Source organism: Nostoc sp. TCL26-01 (genome assembly GCF_013393945.1).
Lineage (GTDB): Bacteria > Cyanobacteriota > Cyanobacteriia > Cyanobacteriales > Nostocaceae > Trichormus.
Window position 1 is genome coordinate 1,313,362 of sequence record NZ_CP040297.1, and the last position, 16,656, is coordinate 1,330,017.

The following is a 16,656-nucleotide window of genomic DNA, read 5'->3' on the forward strand; positions in this document are numbered from 1 at the left end:
TCATCACTCTCCACCCTCCTCTCATGCAGCACTTATATCATTTACTCACAATACAAAACTCTGAACTAGCAAGGTTACTGCGGTTTAGCCTGTATGGACTGGAAACTTCCCTGAAAAAAGCTCAGTCAGAATTTCCGCAAGACCCAGGTGCTAGAGTATGTGATGAAGTGCTGCAAGAACTGCAAAATTTACTCCAGCTAGAAGCAGCAGCAGTAGATATTACACAAACCGTGGAGGAATTGAAGTTAAATCATCTGCGATATGCTTTTGATGCTGACCCAGAACTAAATTTATATCTGGATAGTTCGCCATTACAAAGCCAAACGGATGCGGATTTATGGAACGAAATTCACCGTAAACTATTGCGAGTTCCCGAAGATTTGGCAACGATTTGGCGACAGCGTGCTTTAGATTTAGCACAAGAAATGGGTGCAGTTGCCGATAATGCTTATGTCTATCCACTACCTTTTATTCGGAACGAAATTATCTATCCTGGACTCAATGGTAGTATCAATGCTCAAGGATTATCTCTCTCTCAAACAGCATTTTTTCACACCAGTATTATTGATGACCAAGCTTCTGAGGAACTAAATTTGTTAGCTGGTTTCTTACTTCTATGGAGCAAATTTATAGAAATAGATCCCGATTTACATCATGCTTTAAAGAGTGTGTTTAGTTTTGATATTCTCTCTTTACATTCCAAACCAGACCAACGTAATCAATATATTGACGCTCTTATAGATAGATTTCAGCGCACAAAAAAAGCCGAAGAAAATGCCGATACTTTACTGACTCTCCGTAATTGGATTGATGTAGATGAAGCGATAAATTCTTTAGTATTTGTACCACCCGCCGAGCGTTATTCTTGGTGGGGAAAATTGCAACAAGAATCTCGTCGGGCTTTAAAAAAAGTGGCAGATAGAGCAATTAGTGCTGGTCATGATGTGCGGATTCGGCAATTAACAGGGATTTACGCTGATATTTGTGCTTTATCTAAAGATGACTTGCAACTCGACATGGGCGGTATTCCTGGGGAAGTATTGAGTTGCTTAAGAGTATATGCCCGAATTAATCAAGATGAAATACCAGGACGTGTTATTTTTCGTTCATCACGATAAAATAATTCGTAATTCGTAATACTCGCCAAAGGCGAGAAGCAAGCTACGTAATTCGTAATTATTAGAGCCTATTTATCAAGTAAATATTCAGGTAGTGGCGTGTCTAAACTAAAATGTTGTATTAAAACTGTAGGTTGGGGAGCCACTCACGTGGGCGGGTTCCCCACGCCAGTCCGCACAACGGGGGGAAACCCCGCAAGCGGCTGGCTTGACTTGAGTGAAGTGGCGTTTGAGGCTTTGGGAAACCCAACATCAGATCCATACTAGGTTTTTGAGATCCATGTTGGGTTACGCTGCGCTTAACCCAACCTACGCCTAATGCACTACTTTAGGCTTGCCACGCCACTACTGGCTACTTAATTTTCAGAAATCAAATATGAGATTATCTTAGAGTTGCCGGACTAGTGGCTGACCATCTTTGACTTCACCGACTAAAACTATATCTGCGCAGTTGACAAAAATACCATTCTCCAAAACGCCGGGAATGTTATTTAAGGTTTTTTCCAGGTTAACTGGGTCATCAATGGTAGCAAATCTGACATCTAAGACAAAGTTACCTTGGTCGGTGATGACTGGCCCGGCTTTTTTTACACCCATCCGCAGTTCAGGTTGACCACCGAGTTTTTTGATAGCGTTTGTGACGGGGGTAATTGCCATAGGAATCACTTCTACAGGTACAGCAAAAACTGCACCTAAGCGGTCTACCAATTTACCACTGTCCACTACAACAATAAATTGATTGGCGAGGTAATCTACGACTTTTTCGCGGGTATGTGCTGCACCACCACCTTTAATCAGGTTTTTGTGGGGGTCAACTTCATCAGCGCCATCAATGGCAATATCAATATGGTCAACAGCATCTAATGTGGTGAGAGGAACGCCGTATTGTTTGGCTAGTACTTCTGACTGAAATGAGGTGGGAATACCAACAATGTCTGTCAATTCACCAGATTTTAGGCGATCGCCTAAATACTGAATCGTGTAAGCTGTAGTGGAACCTGTACCTAAGCCAACTATTGAACCTGATTTGACTAAGGCGGCGGCGGCTTTGCCTACTTCTTGCTTCATCAATGTTATGGGGTCTGCTGTCATTCCCAAAGCTCCTGAAATATTGACGCACTATCACAGCAGAATATACTACAAATTGGTGATGGGTCATTGGTCAATAGTCAATAGTCAATAGTCAATAGTCAATAGTCAATAGTCATTAGTCATTAGTCATTAGTCTTATACTCAGCACTCCCTCACTCCCCAAATCAGTTATCAGTTATCAGTTACCAGTTAATAAACGTTCACTGTTCACTGTTTACTGTTCACTGTTCACTGTTTACACCCCTCACTCCCCTACTCATCACTCAGCACTCAGCACTCCCCATTACCGATATAGCCAAACTCGTAGTAGTGAGAGTAGTTGTTCTGTATCTACTGGTTTGGTGATGTAGTCGGATGCGCCGGCTTCGATACATTTTTCGCGATCGCCTGGCATGGCTTTAGCTGTGAGTGCAATTATAGGTAATGTGCGGAATTGTGGTTGTTGACGGATTTGTCGGGTAGTTTCGTAACCATTCATTTCTGGCATCATCACATCCATTAATATGGCATTAATATCAGGATGAGTTTGCAACATTTCTATGCCTGCTTTGCCATTTTCGGCAAATAAAACTTGCATTTGATAGCTTTCTAACAAGCTGGTAAGGGCAAAGATATTTCGCAGGTCGTCATCAACAATTAAAATTTTCTGGTGCGCTAGTATGGGATCGGTTTGGTGGAGTTGCTCTAGTATTTGCCGTTGCGGTTGGGGCAAATTTGCCTGTACTCGGTGTAAAAATAGAGCAGTTTCATCTAGTAATCTTTCTGGCGATCGCACATTTTTAATGATAATTGTCTCGGCTAATCCCCGCAATATAGTTTCTTCTTGGCGGCTGATTTCTTTGCCTGTATAAATAATAATTGGCAATTTCACTAGCCTTGGTTCTTGCTTGATTTGCTCAATTAATTCCACACCACTCATGTCAGGTAAGCCGAGATCCAAAACAATACAATCAAAATGTTGCGATCGCAATATCTCTAATGCGGCAGTTCCTGTACCGACTGCTGTACTTTGGACATCGCCATTCCCGATGAGTTCAATAATGCTTTGAGCTTGTAGAGGCTCATCTTCGATAATTAAAAGTCGTTTGACTTTGCGGTCAATAAAGCCTTTAATATTTGTGAGGGTTTGGTTAATGATTTCTGGTGATAGGGGTTTTTGTAAGTAAGCGATCGCTCCTAGTTGTAAGGCTCGTTTTTCTCGGTCATCAATAGAAATAATGTGGACGGGAATATGTCTAGTTTGGGGTTCGTGCTTGAGTCGGTCTAGTACTGTCCAACCATCCATATCTGGGAGATGAATATCTAGGGTAATGGCATCTGGTTGATGTTTTTGTGCTAAAGCTAAACCTTGTTTACTAGATGTAGCTACGATGACTTTAAAACCTTTTTGTCGTGCCATATCTTGTAAAATGCGGGCAAATTTCTCATCATCATCAATAATTAGTAAGGTACAATCCTCTGGTTGAATCCCTTCTCGATCATCAGTGATTGTCTGAGATGCCGCAATGAGTGGTAAACTTTCTGAGGGGATAGGCGATCGCTGGTATCGAGATAAACTCAATGGCTGACTTATGCTTGATTCATTTCCCGCATAAGTTGGCGGTAGGTAAAGTGTAAAAGTACTGCCTTTTTCTAGTTGGCTAACTAATGCCAGTCTACCGCCTAACATCTTAGCTAGTTCTCGGCTAATTGATAAACCTAAGCCTGTTCCACCATATCTGCGGCTAATTGTTCCATCTACTTGCTGAAAGGCTTCAAAAATAATTTGTTGTTTGTCATTGGGGATACCAATTCCTGTATCACTTACAGCAAAAGTAATCATCTGTTGAGGGGAATTAGCTTCAGCTACTGCAATTTTTAAACTTACCCCACCTTGTTCAGTAAACTTAAAAGCGTTAGCTAAGAGATTTTTTAAAATTTGCTGTAAGCGTTGGCGATCGCTCAATATAGTTGATGGTAAGTTATGTTCTAACTCAACATTAAAATTGAGTCCTTTATTTTGAGCAACTTCTCGGAAACTCTGTTCCAAATACTTACACAATTCAGCTAGATTGATTGGTTCTAATTCTATAGATAGATTTCCCGATTCGATTTTCGCTAGGTCAAGAATATCATTAATTAATTCTAAAAGTTCAGTTCCCGCCGAGTAGATTGTCTGGCTGTATTCTACCTGTTTGCTAGTTAAATTACCTGCCGGATTATCTGCCATTAGTTTGGCTAGAATTAACAGACTATTTAGTGGTGTTCGTAGTTCATGGGACATATTCGCCAGAAATTCTGATTTGTATTTAGAAGATAAGGATAATTGTGCTGCTTTTTCTTCTAAAGATTGTCGTGCTTGTTCAATCTCCTGATTTTTATGAGCAACTTCCTGATTTTGGGCTGCTAATAGTTCGGCTTTTTCTTCTAGTTCTTCATTGAGTTGTTGTAACTCTTCGTTTGATTGCTGTAATTCTTGTTGTTGTTGTGTTAAAAGCAATTGTGATTTTTCTAATTTTTGAGTTTGCTGTTCTAAAAGCTGATTACTATCTCTGAGTTCTGTTGCTAAAACTAGGGATTCATCTAACAGTTTTTGAGTTTTTGTATTGGCAGCAATATTATTTAAAAATACACCTAACATTTCACAAAATTGCTCAAGAAATGTCAGATGCAATTCATTAAATCGATACAAAGAAGCAACTTCTAATACGGCTGTCACTTCTGTTTCAAAGATGATTGGTAAGACAATTATGTTGATGGGTAAAGCTGATCCTAAACCAGAACTAATGCGGATGTAATCACTAGGAACTTCAGTTAATAAAATTCTTTGTTTTTCTAAAGCACATTGTCCGACTAATCCTTCACCCAATCTGAACCGATTTGCTAAATGTCGGCGCTCGTGATAAGCATAGCTACTTACCAGCTTCAATATACACTCATCATCAGTTTTATCCATGAGATAAAATACACTTTGCTGTGCTTCTACCAATGGTGTGAGTTTTGATAAAACTAAGCTAGATAAATTTTCAATCTGGCGTTGTCCTTGCAATATTTGCGTAAATTCAGCCAAATTAGACTTGAGCCAATTTTGCTCCTCATTTTTTTGGGTTGTGACTCGCAGGTTAACTACCATTTGGTTAAAAATACGAGTTAGCACACCAATTTCATCTAGGCGATCGCTTTTTGGTAAACTGACAGATAAATCCCCATCAGACATTTTCTCGGCGGCACGAGAAATATTTCTCAGTGGTGTAGAAATATGTCGAGATAACAAGAAACCAATGACAACAAGAGTAAACGCAACTATAGGAATACTATAAGTAATACTGCCAAGAGTACTGTTAGTAGCTGCTCGTGCGATCGCCGTTCGTTGTTCTAACAATCTCAATTCTTCAGCATTCATTTGCTGGTTGATATTCTCAATTTGCATCATCACTGCTCTACCACGATCTGTGAGGATAGATTGTTGAGCAGCCTCAAAACCTTGAGATTGACGCAAATCAATCACAGTTTGCATAATGGCAATTCTCTCATTAATCAGTAGCTGTAACTGATTGAGAAATCGCTGCTGTTTAGGATTATCTATAGTCAGACTTTGCAGTTCTTTAACTTTTATATTTACTGCTTGAGTAGCTACTTGATAAGGTTCTAAATAACGCTGTTCCCCAGTAATAATGTATCCCCGTTGTCCAGTTTCTGCTTTCGCCAATTGAGCATTGAGATTTTCTAATTGACTGAGTACTTGATATGTATGTTTTTCTTTATGAGAAGCGGCAATTAGTTCCTGAGTACTTTTGTGAGCTATCAAACTGATCGCACTCAAAATTACTAGACTTAAAGCAAAGCCAGCTCCTATTTTAGAGCCAATTTTTAAGCGGTTCAACATTATTATTTCTGGTGTTTTATTTACCCAATCTGGCTAAAATATATATTTACTACATGATGCTATTTTTATTTAAAAAGCATATTGATATTTATCAATAATTACGCATAGACACTAATTCTCCGACTTTTCTGTCCACAATCAACAGTCCAAAAAATTGATTTTAACTATTGATTTTTGACTACCTTTCAGAAGGTTTTCTTAGTAGGGTGCATAAGTCGTATGGATATAGCAATTCTATCTGATTTGTCAGCATCTTGAAGTCTCATATCCCCAACTTGTTAAAAATCTTGGGAAATATTTTTCCCTGAATAATTTAGCCTTGCTCTAGCAATTACTAACTTTATAATAAATTTTCCTAGAGCATCAGAAATAAAAACTATGAATATAAAGTACTAAATTACACTACATCTATATAAATATTTATATTTAATAGTGCCTAAAAATACAAAAAATATTATAACGAAACGGCACTTTTACACAAACCATGCGTCAAAGTTGACTGTATTAGACTATTTTGCAGATATTTTGGCAAATTCATACCTAAGTACAAAATTTTGAGGTAATTAATGCGTCACCACAATTTTTATGTGTTTGCTCTTAGTACTTTAGTAACTATTTTTTCTTATAATCTACTACAAATTACTGATGGAATAGCACAATCGACTCCCATTATAGCTCAAGCCCCTAATCCGACTTTGTTAGCAAAAGCTAGCTATCTCTCACCTTTAGAACAACAGGTAGTGGAAGAAATGAACAAAGTGCGGCAGAATCCTCAAGCCTATATCCCTATCATCGAAAATTATCGAAAACGCTTTCAGGGAAACCGAGTCAAACTTTCTGCTAATACTTATTTGATTACCCAAGAAGGTGTAAAACCGGTAGATGAAGCGATCGCTTTTCTCAAGCGCACTCGTCCTGTGGGAGCATTGAGAACATCCAAAGGAATGTCTTTAGGTGCTAGAGATCATGTCAAAGACCAAGGAGTAAAAGGTACAACAGGTCATAATGGTAGCGATGGTAGCAACCCCTTCACTCGCATCAATCGTTATGGTAAATGGCAAACCACAGCTGGGGAAAATATCAGCTACGGCCCCAATACCGCCCAAGATATTGTTATGCAATTGATTATTGACGACGGTGTACCCTCACGCGGTCATAGAACAACCATCTTTAACGGTGCTTTTAAAGTCGCTGGTGTCGCTTACGGTTCTCACAAAGTTTACAGAACTATTTGCGTAATTAACTATGCTGGCGGGTATATAGAGAAATAGGGGTGTAGAGGTGTAAGGGTGTAGGGGTGTAGGGAAGAATAATTTATTACTCTCCACTCAGCACGGGCTAAACGCCCCGCTTCCGCTAACAGCACTCAGCACTCAGCACTCATCACTCATCACTCCCCCACTCCGAAAAATGGTAGATGAATACACACTCTCACTGCTAGAACAACAAGTAGTAGAAGAGATGAACCAAGTACGTACCAACCCTCAAAGTTACTTACCGATTTTGGCAAGTTACCACCAACGCTTTCAGGGTAACAAAGTGAAATTGGCTGATTATGTTTATTTGCAAACTCAAGAAGGGGTAAAAGCTGTAGATGAGGCGATCGCTTTTCTCAAATCAGCTCGTTCTGTGGGAAGATTGAGTATATCTCTCGGTATGTCTTTGGCAGCACGAGATCACGTTAAAGACCAAGGAATATCAGGTGCTACAGGTCATGATGGCAGTGATGGTAGTGATCCCTTTACCCGACTGAACCGTTACGGCAACTGGTTACTTACAGCTGGGGAAAACATTAGCTACGGTTCCAGTACTGCCCAAGATATCATCATGCAGTTAATCATTGATGATGGAGTCAAAAATCGCGGTCATCGCACCAACATTTTTAACCCCGCTTTTAAAGTCACAGGAGTAGCATTCGGTATTCACAAGACATACAGACAAATATGTGTGATCACCTACGCTGGCGATTATACAGATAATTGAGTCCGCTAGGGTACATTAGTAAACGGTCTAATCAGAATTTGATTATACATATCCGCATTTTCTGCTAATGCTTGACGTAAATCATATTCTATTTGCAAATTCAACCAAAACTGAGCGCTGTTACCAAAATAGCGGGATAGACGCAAGGCCGTATCTGCCGTAATTGTGCGTTTTCCAGATAAGATTTCACTAATCCGTGTCTGAGATACACCTATATCTTTACTCAATCGATAGGGAGTAATATTTAATGGCTCTAAAAATTCTAGTTGCAGAATTTCGCCTGGATGAATGTTTGATAAACGGTTATCGTCCATAATCATTTTTCAACTAATGGTAATCTACTATTTCCACCTCATCTACATTATTTTCATCTGTCCAGAAAAAGCAAATTCGCCACTTATCATTAATCCGAATACTATATTGTCCTTGTCTGTTTCCAACTAGCTTTTCTAACCGATTACCAGGTGGAGTGCGAAGATCGTTAATTGATACTGCCGCATTCAACATTAGCAGCTTTCTTAAAGCAACTTTTTGAATTTCTTGAGGGTAAGAAGGAGACGTAAAACCATCAAAAATGAGTTTTGTTTCTTCAGTTTTGAAACCTATAATCACAAGTTAATACTATCGTACCACGTTACTATCGTAAAACGTAAGTATTATACATGAATTTTTGTACTAGTATTGAACTCTACTTTAAGAAACTAGTGTTATTGAAAAATCAAATATAAGTTTTATATCTAAAATTACGAATTACGAATTACTTACTTCTATGGCTGCGAATCTTCACGTTCACATTCAAGGGCAAGGATTCCCCATTTTAGGACTACATGGTCATCCTGGGAGTGGTCAGAGTTTGTCTGTCTTTACTAATCACCTATCAAAACGCTACAAAACTATCGCCCCAGATTTGCGAGGATACGGCAAAAGTCGTTTTCATGGCAATTTTACTATGCAAGCACATTTGACTGACCTAGAAGCCTTATTAGACCGCTTGCAGATCGAAAAATGTTTAGTGTTGGGATGGTCGCTTGGTGGCATTTTGGCAATGGAACTGGCCTTGCGCTTACCACAGCGTATCACTGGATTGATTTTGGTGGCGACAGCAGCTAGACCTCGTGGGAATCATCCTCCAATTACTTGGCAGGATAATTTTTACACTGGTGTTGCTGGACTTGTGAATTGTATCAGACCAAGTTGGCGCTGGAACATAGAAACTTTTGGGAAGCGATCGCTGTTTCGTTACCTCATCCAACAACACACACCCACAGCCTACAAATACATCGCCACAGCAGCTGTACCAGCTTATTTACAAACCTCTGCTGCTGCTACTCGCGCCCTCTACACAGCCTTGCGTCTAGGATATAATCGACTTTCAGACCTAGAGCAGATTGACTGCCCTAGTTTGGTGCTAGCTGGCGCTCAAGATCGACACATTACATCCGAGTCAAGCTTAGAAACTGCTCAACATCTTCAAAATAGTCAGTGGCAATGCTACCCCAATACTGCTCACCTTTTCCCCTGGGAAATACCCCAGCAAGTACTCAGTGACATTGACTGTTGGTTAGCAAAGCACCCACAGGTAATTAGCAGTCAATAGTCCAAAGTCTACGGTCAAAAGCCACAAGTCCCAAATAATTACTTGTACAGACGTTGCACGCAACGTCTCTAATGACTAATGACTAATGACCATTGACCAATGCCTAACTTATACCAATTCTCTAAAATTCGGCAACAAATTCAAACTCGGAAACCCTTATAAAATCTGGTTTTTCTAATTTTGAATTTTGCGGAAAGTTCTGTATGCGGGTTTCCCGCCGTAGGAACGCCACTTGCTATAAGCCGGGAAACCCGTCCAACGCAGTGGCTCAACTTTTCAAGACGAATTTTGAATTGGTATTACATCTGACCGCTAAAGGCAGGCTTTACTTTGCGGTCAAGACGTTCCCCCAGGTCATCAGCAATCGTCAAATCATTTGGCTTACAGCGCTTTACGTTCACCTGAATACCTTGTGCGCCTTCTGTTTCTAAATCTTCTATGTAGCCTTTGATGGCTAACTTAGCTTCATCAGCATTGAGAAAGGGGCCAAAATAGTAAGTGCAACGGGGGTTTTGGGTGATAATTTCCACCCACCAAGCCAAACCTAGTGCGTTGAAAGAATTAATAGCAGCTTCCTTCAGATTATTCCAAATTGTATTCATGGGTATTGTGCCAATTTATCAAAGTGGTACTGAATGTTGAACAATAGATATTGCCGTTTTTGGTTGTTACACTTCTTTATACTCTTTTACTGGTAATTTTCAAAGAGGTTTTTGTAACTTATCTAGGTACAAAGTGTTAAGCGATCGCTGACGGAAAATCTCGTAAAGTGCCATTCCTGCGGCAACTGAGGCATTCAAACTAGGGGTCTTACCCATCAGGGGAATTGATACCAAAACATCACATGAGCGCTGAGTTAACATACTCAGCCCTTCTCCTTCTGAGCCTATCACCAAAACAATCGGCCCCCGAAAACTGACTGTGTGGAGAGGTTCGCTAGCACCAGCCGCCGTCCCATAAATCCAAAATCCCGCTTCTTTTAATTCTTCTAACGCACGACCGAGATTAACAACTCTAGCTACAGGAAAATTTTCTAAAGCACCTGCGGCCACTTTGACCACTGTGGAGGTGATCCCCGATGCTCTTCTTTGGGGAATGACTAATCCTTGAGCGCCGATAGCTTCGGCTGTGCGAATAATTGCTCCTAAGTTGTGGGGATCAGTAATGCCATCAGCAACGACAATGACGGGGTCAGTACATGATTTGGCTTGGGTGATTAAATCATGTAATTCCATATAATCATAAGGCGCAATCTGTGCTGCAATGCCTTGGTGATTAGCTTGGTCGGTGATTTGATCTAAACGCTTAGGTTCTACCTCGTCAATGACTGTGCCATTTTCCTTAGCTTGGAGTATTAAGTGATGAAAGCGGGGATCATAGCGTAGACGAGAGGTAATCCAGATGCGGTTCAAACCACGCTGATTTTCTAACGCACTCAACACAGGATGACGACCGTAGATAATGTCATTATCTTCTACTGGTTTAGCGAATTGTAGTTTAGATGCGGGTGATGATTGAGAAAAATTGCGGCGTGGACGGGGGCTACTAGAGCTAAAATCACCATCATTCTGTCGAGAACTGCCAAGACCACTAGAGCTAGAATTGTGATCATCCTTTCTAGACCTGCGAATAGGGCTAGACCCAGAATTACTGTCATCTTTTCGAGAACTGCGAATCGGGCTAGACCCAGAATCACTATTATCCTTTCTAGACTTGCGAATAGGGCTAGACCCAGAATTGCTATCATCCTTTCGGGAACTGCGAATCGGACTAGCCACAACTCGCTTACCCTTAATTTTTATAGGTTGGGGGCGACTGGGTTCACTAGCAGTCTTGATTTTTTTAGGTTTATTAGGCATAAAAGTTTTTTTAGGGCGCATGGGTAGATAGTCCGAGTCCTGGATATGCTGAACCTCATCGTAGTAATTCTCCAATCATTGAGATGAAATTGCTAAATTATTTCTCTTTCTCTAGATGGATTTTTGCTAAAAGTTCGGTTAAACGAGGAAAATCGGTGAGATAAAGGTAGCCTATTAAAGTTTCGAGACTTGTTGCTTGTTGGTATATTTCGGGATCAACTCTTCTTGGTCTTCCTGTGGCAGCATTACGGCCTCGGCGGACAATTTCTAATTCACTTGCCTTGAGGTAAGGAGTCAGCGATCGCAAATGTAGCGCCTGTGTTTCTGCTCTTACTTGTCCAACTACTAAACGATGATAAGCTTCTAATCGCTGTATTGGTAGTAGATAAGATATTCTAACATAGAGTTCATAAATTGCATCCCCTAAATATGCCAAAGCCGCCGGGGAAATTTGCTGTACCTGTGAGTGGGAAATATTTTGTGTTAACAGCGTAGTATTTACCAGTAAAGCTTCTGTCCAAGATAAATCTATATCTGATTCTTCAGTCATTAGTCATTAGTCATTAGTCAATGGTCATTAGTCATTGGTCAGTACTCTCCAACTTCCGACTTACACTCAGCACTCAGCACTCAGCACTCAGCACTCCCTCACTCCCTCACTCTCTCACTCCCTCACTCCCTCACTCAGCACTCTCTCACTCCCAATTTTCGGTGGCTGATTGACCTCTCCCGCATAGAGAGAGGCTTTCTGCCAACCTTTCTATAAATTAAGCTATTGCGAAAACAAATCGAATAGCTTAATTACTCTATTTGGTCAAGCACCCTTGATATTTTCTACAGCTGCGTCAACTGTGGATTGCAGCGCCAGAAACTTCTCTAAGCGAACCAGCTTGACCGTTTGAGTTACTCGTGCATTGGTGACGATTTGCAAGGTTCCACTGGCGGTTTGAGCCTGCTTGGCTAGCTGCACTAGTGCGCCCAAGCCAGAGCTATCCACAAAATCAATTTGCGAAAGATCCAGAATAATATGCTTTGGGCCTTCCTCAATTTTACTGCCGAGTACCTTGCGAAATGTCGGCTCAGAAAAGGCATCTAACAGACCTGTGAGGCGGAATAGCTGATAGTTATCGCGGGCTTCACGAGTACCTCTCAGGCTTACGGTTAGATTCAGTGGTTCAGCAATAATTCCCTCCTCGACGTTAAAGTGAACGCTCAAGTATAAATGGTTTTTGGACGTGTTGTCTACAATCTGTTGGGGTAGGGGGAACCCAATTCAAAATTCAAAATTCGTCTTGAAAAGTTGAGCCACTGCGTTGGACGGGTTTCCCGGCTTATAGCAAGTGGCGTTCCTACGGCGGGAAACCCGCCTACAGAACTTTCCGCAAAATTCAAAATTAAGAATTTACTAAGGCTTGGATAGGGAAACTGAGATTTAGATAAATTTCCTTGTCCCCTTCCCGACTCCTCAGTCCCTACTGCTTGGCTGTTCGCATTTGTTGAACAAACTGGGCAAACAGATAATCAGCATCGTGGGGGCCTGGGCTGGCTTCTGGGTGATACTGCACTGAAAATACAGGCAGTGATTTGTGCCGTAAGCCGGCAACAGTGCGATCGTTGAGGTTGAGGTGGCTAATTTCCACAACTGCTTCAGGTATGGACTCTGGGTTGATCGCAAAACTGTGATTTTGGCTGGTAATTTCTACCCTTTGTTGTAAACCCGCAGGCTGATTTAACCCACGATGCCCGAATTTTAGCTTAAAGGTGTCTGCTCCCAAGGCATGACCCAAAATTTGGTGTCCCATACAAATACCAAAGATGGGTTTTTGGCTTTGGAGTAGTGCTTTAGCTGTGGTGATACCTTCAGTAACAGCCGCCGGATCGCCAGGCCCATTGGAGAGGAAGATACCATCTGGATTGTATTTAAGAATTTCTGCTGGTGGTGTATTGGCAGGTACAACAATTACTCGACAGCCATAACTAGCTAAACGACGCAGGATATTCCGCTTGACACCAAAGTCTAAGGCTACAACTGTCAATGATTCCTGACTATTTATTTGTGTTTCTGAGTTGAACTCCCACACGGCAACTGTCGGATCAGACCATTCGTAAACTGTAGAGGTGGTAACTTCCTGCACTAGATTTAACCCTGCCATATTAGGAGCCGCCTGTACCTGCTCTAGTAATTCCGCTTCATCTAAAATTTCTGTGGAGATACCGCCATTCATAGCTCCATATATCCGAATTTTGCGGGTCAGGGCGCGGGTATCAATGCCAAATATCCCAGGGATTTGGTGCTGTTTGAGGTAGTCGGGTAAGGGTTGGGTTGATCGCCAATTACTTGGTTTATGACAAATATTTCTGGCGATCGCACCCCGCACTTGGGGACGCGCTGATTCTTCGTCTTCGGGATTAACGCCTGTATTCCCCAATTCGGGATAGGTAAACAAGACGATTTGACCGCAGTAACTGGGATCAGTCAATACTTCCTGATATCCAGTCATGCCGGTATTGAACACGACTTCACCAATGGTGGTTCCCGTCGCACCAAAAGACCAACCACGATAAGCGGTTCCGTCCGCTAAGACAAGTAGAGCAGGTGTTGTGTCAGACAGGGGCATAAGAGGGAGAAGGGGAGGGGGGGAGGGGGAGAGGGGGGGAAAGAATCATGATTTTTCTCTTGTCCCCTTGTTCTCTCATCCCTACTGCGACTGCTAATTATCCCATGAGTTTGTAAATTATGTATTCGCCAGGAAATTAATTAAAACTTAAAATCAAAGTAGAGGAATTTAGTCTAAAAGGGGAATCAGTGGCAAAAGTAGATGTGCAGTCCCTGGGACGGATAAAATCGAGATTAATTATGCTTCAGCCCTCTGTATCTTTTACAGCCCTGATTTTTCTTGCTGGTGCTATGACTGTGTCGAGTTTTGGTTGTAGCGACACTCAACAGAAAACTTCCATTCTGCGTAATCAACAGTCTGTGGTGACGGAAAATCCCGTAGTACCGTTGCCGGAAGAAATAGCAGCAGCGCCAACTGTACCACCGGCGGTAGATTTGCCCCCATCACAAATGGAGCCGAGTGCTTTTGAATTGGGGCTAGATAAGGCGGCTGGGGCTGTGAGTATTAGTCAGTCTGCTCAATCACCGGATGATTGGTATTTGGTAGCAAGTCAATTTAATGATGCGATCGCCTTAATGCAAAAAGTTGAAAAGCCAAGTCCGGAGTTTGCGATCGCTCGCAGTAAAATCGCTGAATACCAGCGTCAAGTTAAGTATGCTGTCCGTCAAGCCAATGCTGTTGCTCGTTCATCACCACAGACTAGTTATCCCCAGGTAGCTGTAGCTACACCTAAATCATTAAATACGCCCAAGTTCCCCATTGCTGTACCACCACCAAGGACTACACAACCACCACCAGATGAAGTTGATGTACCTTTATCAGCAGCCATTACTCCCGAATCTAAGGTATTTGTTGCCCCTATTAAACGGCGAGTTGGTGGTACACCAATTGTGACTGTCACTTTTAACGGTCAACAGCAATTTGACATGATTGTGGATACAGGGGCTAGTGGGACTGTGATTACTCAACAGATGGCGAGTGCTTTGGGAGTTGTCACTGTTGGTAAAGCCAAGGCTAACACAGCTAGTTCTAGGGCGGTGGAATTTCCGATTGGTTATGTAGAATCGATGGCTGTAGGAGGAGTGATTGTGAATAGAGTACCAGTAGCGATCGCTGGCACGGAACTAGAAACTGGACTTTTAGGACATGACTTTTTTGGCAATTACGATGTCACAATTAAGCGAAATGTGGTAGAGTTTCGTCCTCAATCACGCTCCGAAATTAACTCTGTAGAAATTCAACCAATTGCTCCAACTTTGCCCAAGCTGTACCACTTTGTAAAATCTCTTTAGCCACACTCACACCTTGAGCATGATCTAGCAACGGTACAACACCTGCTACCTGTAGCGCTAAGGAAGCATTTAAGGCTACAGCGTCTTGTTGTGCTTGAGTTCCTTTACCTTGTAAAACTGCCTTTAAAATCACCGCATTTTCTTGTACATCCCCGCCCCGCAGTGCTTGAATAGGTGCAGGTGTCACACCAACCTCTTGGGGATTTATCGTAGTTAACTTCACCTCACCAGCAGATAACACCGCCAAATCAGTTAAATCACCCAAGCCAGCCTCATCCAGTCTTTCTCGCCCATGCAAAACAATCGCTTTTTGCTTACCTAAATTGTCCAAAGCTTGAGCAACAGTCGTCAAAAGTTTAGGTGTAAATAACCCTACCACCTGTCCAGTAGGACGCAAGGGATTTACCAAAGGCCCCAGTAAATTAAATACCGTACGTATTCTTAAAGTCCGCCGCAAAGTAGCCACCGCCTTGAGTGCAGGATGCCAACCAGGTGCAAACAAAAATGTGATCCCGACTTCTTGCAGTGCGGCTTGTACCTTTTCGCTAGTAGCACTCAAGTTGACTCCCAATGCTTCCAATACATCAGCACTACCTGTTAAACTCGATGCCGAACGATTACCATGCTTGGCGACAGGTACACCATAAGCAGCTGCCACAAATGCGACGGCTGTAGAAATATTAAAAGTAGAAGACCCATCTCCACCAGTCCCACAAGTATCGATGATGGGGATTGGGGATTGGGGATCGGTGATTGGGTATTGATTATGTTGCCCAGTCCCCAATTTAGATTGCGCTTGCAGAACTTCTGCCATACCAGTCAACTCGTCGGCAGAGACACCTTTAAAGTTGAGTGCTGTTAAGATTGCTCCTGATAACTCTGGAGGAACAGCCTCACTTAACCAACCTTGCATTAGTTCAGCAGCCTGTGTGCGGCTTAAGGATTCGCCATCTATTAACTGTTGCAGTAGCAAATACCAGCTAGTTGAAGATTCTTGTGTAGAGATTGGGGCAGTTGTCATAACTCAAGTGTGTGTACGTTGAGAGGCATGGCAGTTATCCTACCGAAAAATTGTCCCGCATCAAAGTTAAGGTAAAACATCAAGCTGCAACGGGGAATTTGAGTTATCCAAACTATTTTGGTAAGGATTCAGGAGTCAGAATACAGGATTCAGAATAGTTCAAATTCTCATATTTTGATGAGTAAGCTAAGATTCCTTAACCCTGATTAAT

At 41.9% G+C, this 16,656-nt stretch carries 15 protein-coding genes; 5 read left to right on the forward strand and 10 right to left on the reverse strand.

Going from position 1 to position 16,656, the window contains the following annotated elements:
- The first annotated feature begins 23 nt into the window (after nt 1-23).
- Nucleotides 24-1,118, forward strand: coding sequence for a hypothetical protein (locus FD725_RS05585; RefSeq protein ID WP_179047209.1), 1,095 nt, complete (start codon nt 24-26; stop codon nt 1,116-1,118).
- 387 nt (nt 1,119-1,505) lie between these two features.
- Here the strand turns inward: FD725_RS05585 and rpiA are convergent, their stop codons facing one another.
- Both rpiA and FD725_RS05595 read right to left on the reverse strand, forming a co-directional pair.
- A complete protein-coding gene (gene rpiA / locus FD725_RS05590; protein ID WP_179047210.1) occupies nt 1,506-2,216 on the reverse strand; it encodes a ribose-5-phosphate isomerase RpiA in 711 nt (236 codons plus the stop codon).
- Between the two features lie 277 nt (nt 2,217-2,493).
- Nucleotides 2,494-6,075, reverse strand: coding sequence for a response regulator (locus FD725_RS05595; protein WP_179047211.1), 3,582 nt, complete (start codon nt 6,073-6,075; stop codon nt 2,494-2,496).
- Nucleotides 6,076-6,641: 566 nt separating this feature from the next.
- Here FD725_RS05595 and FD725_RS05600 point away from each other — a divergent pair.
- Both FD725_RS05600 and FD725_RS05605 read left to right on the forward strand, forming a co-directional pair.
- On the forward strand, nt 6,642-7,346 hold the full coding sequence (locus FD725_RS05600) for a CAP domain-containing protein (RefSeq protein ID WP_179047212.1): 705 nt from the start codon (nt 6,642-6,644) through the stop codon (nt 7,344-7,346).
- Between the two features lie 139 nt (nt 7,347-7,485).
- Complete coding sequence (locus tag FD725_RS05605; protein ID WP_179047213.1) at nt 7,486-8,058, forward strand: CAP domain-containing protein; 573 nt, start codon at nt 7,486-7,488, stop codon at nt 8,056-8,058.
- Between the two features lie 5 nt (nt 8,059-8,063).
- Here the strand turns inward: FD725_RS05605 and FD725_RS05610 are convergent, their stop codons facing one another.
- A complete protein-coding gene (locus FD725_RS05610) occupies nt 8,064-8,372 on the reverse strand; it encodes a HigA family addiction module antitoxin (protein WP_179047214.1) in 309 nt (102 codons plus the stop codon).
- A 13-nt stretch (nt 8,373-8,385) separates the two neighbouring features.
- Nucleotides 8,386-8,670: a type II toxin-antitoxin system RelE/ParE family toxin gene (locus FD725_RS05615; protein WP_179047215.1), complete on the reverse strand. Its 285-nt coding sequence runs from the start codon at nt 8,668-8,670 to the stop codon at nt 8,386-8,388.
- Nucleotides 8,671-8,827: 157 nt separating this feature from the next.
- Here FD725_RS05615 and FD725_RS05620 point away from each other — a divergent pair, with 157 nt between their 5' ends.
- Nucleotides 8,828-9,655 (forward strand): alpha/beta fold hydrolase, encoded by an 828-nt coding sequence (locus tag FD725_RS05620; protein ID WP_179047216.1) that lies wholly within the window; start codon nt 8,828-8,830, stop codon nt 9,653-9,655.
- Nucleotides 9,656-9,954: 299 nt separating this feature from the next.
- Here the strand turns inward: FD725_RS05620 and FD725_RS05625 are convergent, their stop codons facing one another.
- The 5 genes from FD725_RS05625 to carA form a co-directional block, all read right to left on the reverse strand.
- The gene (locus FD725_RS05625) at nt 9,955-10,257 is read right to left on the reverse strand and encodes a DUF1816 domain-containing protein (protein WP_179047217.1); all 303 of its coding nucleotides are present in this window, start codon (nt 10,255-10,257) and stop codon (nt 9,955-9,957) included.
- Between the two features lie 99 nt (nt 10,258-10,356).
- Complete coding sequence (gene rlmB / locus FD725_RS05630; RefSeq protein WP_179047218.1) at nt 10,357-11,514, reverse strand: 23S rRNA (guanosine(2251)-2'-O)-methyltransferase RlmB; 1,158 nt, start codon at nt 11,512-11,514, stop codon at nt 10,357-10,359.
- 97 nt (nt 11,515-11,611) lie between these two features.
- A complete protein-coding gene (locus FD725_RS05635) occupies nt 11,612-12,064 on the reverse strand; it encodes a Mini-ribonuclease 3 (RefSeq protein WP_179047219.1) in 453 nt (150 codons plus the stop codon).
- A gap of 264 nt (nt 12,065-12,328) precedes the next feature.
- A complete protein-coding gene (locus FD725_RS05640) occupies nt 12,329-12,730 on the reverse strand; it encodes an STAS domain-containing protein (RefSeq protein WP_179047220.1) in 402 nt (133 codons plus the stop codon).
- A gap of 256 nt (nt 12,731-12,986) precedes the next feature.
- A complete protein-coding gene (carA, locus tag FD725_RS05645; protein WP_179047221.1) occupies nt 12,987-14,132 on the reverse strand; it encodes a glutamine-hydrolyzing carbamoyl-phosphate synthase small subunit in 1,146 nt (381 codons plus the stop codon).
- A 239-nt stretch (nt 14,133-14,371) separates the two neighbouring features.
- Here carA and FD725_RS05650 point away from each other — a divergent pair, with 239 nt between their 5' ends.
- The gene (locus tag FD725_RS05650) at nt 14,372-15,424 is read left to right on the forward strand and encodes a TIGR02281 family clan AA aspartic protease (RefSeq protein ID WP_179047222.1); all 1,053 of its coding nucleotides are present in this window, start codon (nt 14,372-14,374) and stop codon (nt 15,422-15,424) included.
- Here FD725_RS05650 and trpD read toward each other — a convergent pair.
- Nucleotides 15,354-16,445 (reverse strand): anthranilate phosphoribosyltransferase, encoded by a 1,092-nt coding sequence (gene trpD, locus FD725_RS05655; RefSeq protein ID WP_179047223.1) that lies wholly within the window; start codon nt 16,443-16,445, stop codon nt 15,354-15,356. The two genes, FD725_RS05650 and trpD, sit on opposite strands and share 71 nt — an antisense overlap.
- Between the last annotated feature and the right edge of the window lie 211 nt (nt 16,446-16,656).

Bases quoted from the DNA above. Each gene is read 5' to 3' on its own strand.
- FD725_RS05585 (WP_179047209.1), top strand. From the start codon at position 24: ATGCAGCACTTATATCATTTACTCACAATACAAAACTCTGAACTAGCA.
- FD725_RS05595 (WP_179047211.1), bottom strand. From the start codon at position 6,075: ATGTTGAACCGCTTAAAAATTGGCTCTAAAATAGGAGCTGGCTTTGCT.
- FD725_RS05600 (WP_179047212.1), top strand. From the start codon at position 6,642: ATGCGTCACCACAATTTTTATGTGTTTGCTCTTAGTACTTTAGTAACT.
- FD725_RS05605 (WP_179047213.1), top strand. From the start codon at position 7,486: ATGGTAGATGAATACACACTCTCACTGCTAGAACAACAAGTAGTAGAA.
- FD725_RS05610 (WP_179047214.1), bottom strand. From the start codon at position 8,372: ATGGACGATAACCGTTTATCAAACATTCATCCAGGCGAAATTCTGCAA.
- FD725_RS05620 (WP_179047216.1), top strand. From the start codon at position 8,828: ATGGCTGCGAATCTTCACGTTCACATTCAAGGGCAAGGATTCCCCATT.
- FD725_RS05625 (WP_179047217.1), bottom strand. From the start codon at position 10,257: ATGAATACAATTTGGAATAATCTGAAGGAAGCTGCTATTAATTCTTTC.
- rlmB (WP_179047218.1), bottom strand. From the start codon at position 11,514: ATGCCTAATAAACCTAAAAAAATCAAGACTGCTAGTGAACCCAGTCGC.
- FD725_RS05635 (WP_179047219.1), bottom strand. From the start codon at position 12,064: ATGACTGAAGAATCAGATATAGATTTATCTTGGACAGAAGCTTTACTG.
- carA (WP_179047221.1), bottom strand. From the start codon at position 14,132: ATGCCCCTGTCTGACACAACACCTGCTCTACTTGTCTTAGCGGACGGA.
- FD725_RS05650 (WP_179047222.1), top strand. From the start codon at position 14,372: ATGCTTCAGCCCTCTGTATCTTTTACAGCCCTGATTTTTCTTGCTGGT.
- trpD (WP_179047223.1), bottom strand. From the start codon at position 16,445: ATGACAACTGCCCCAATCTCTACACAAGAATCTTCAACTAGCTGGTAT.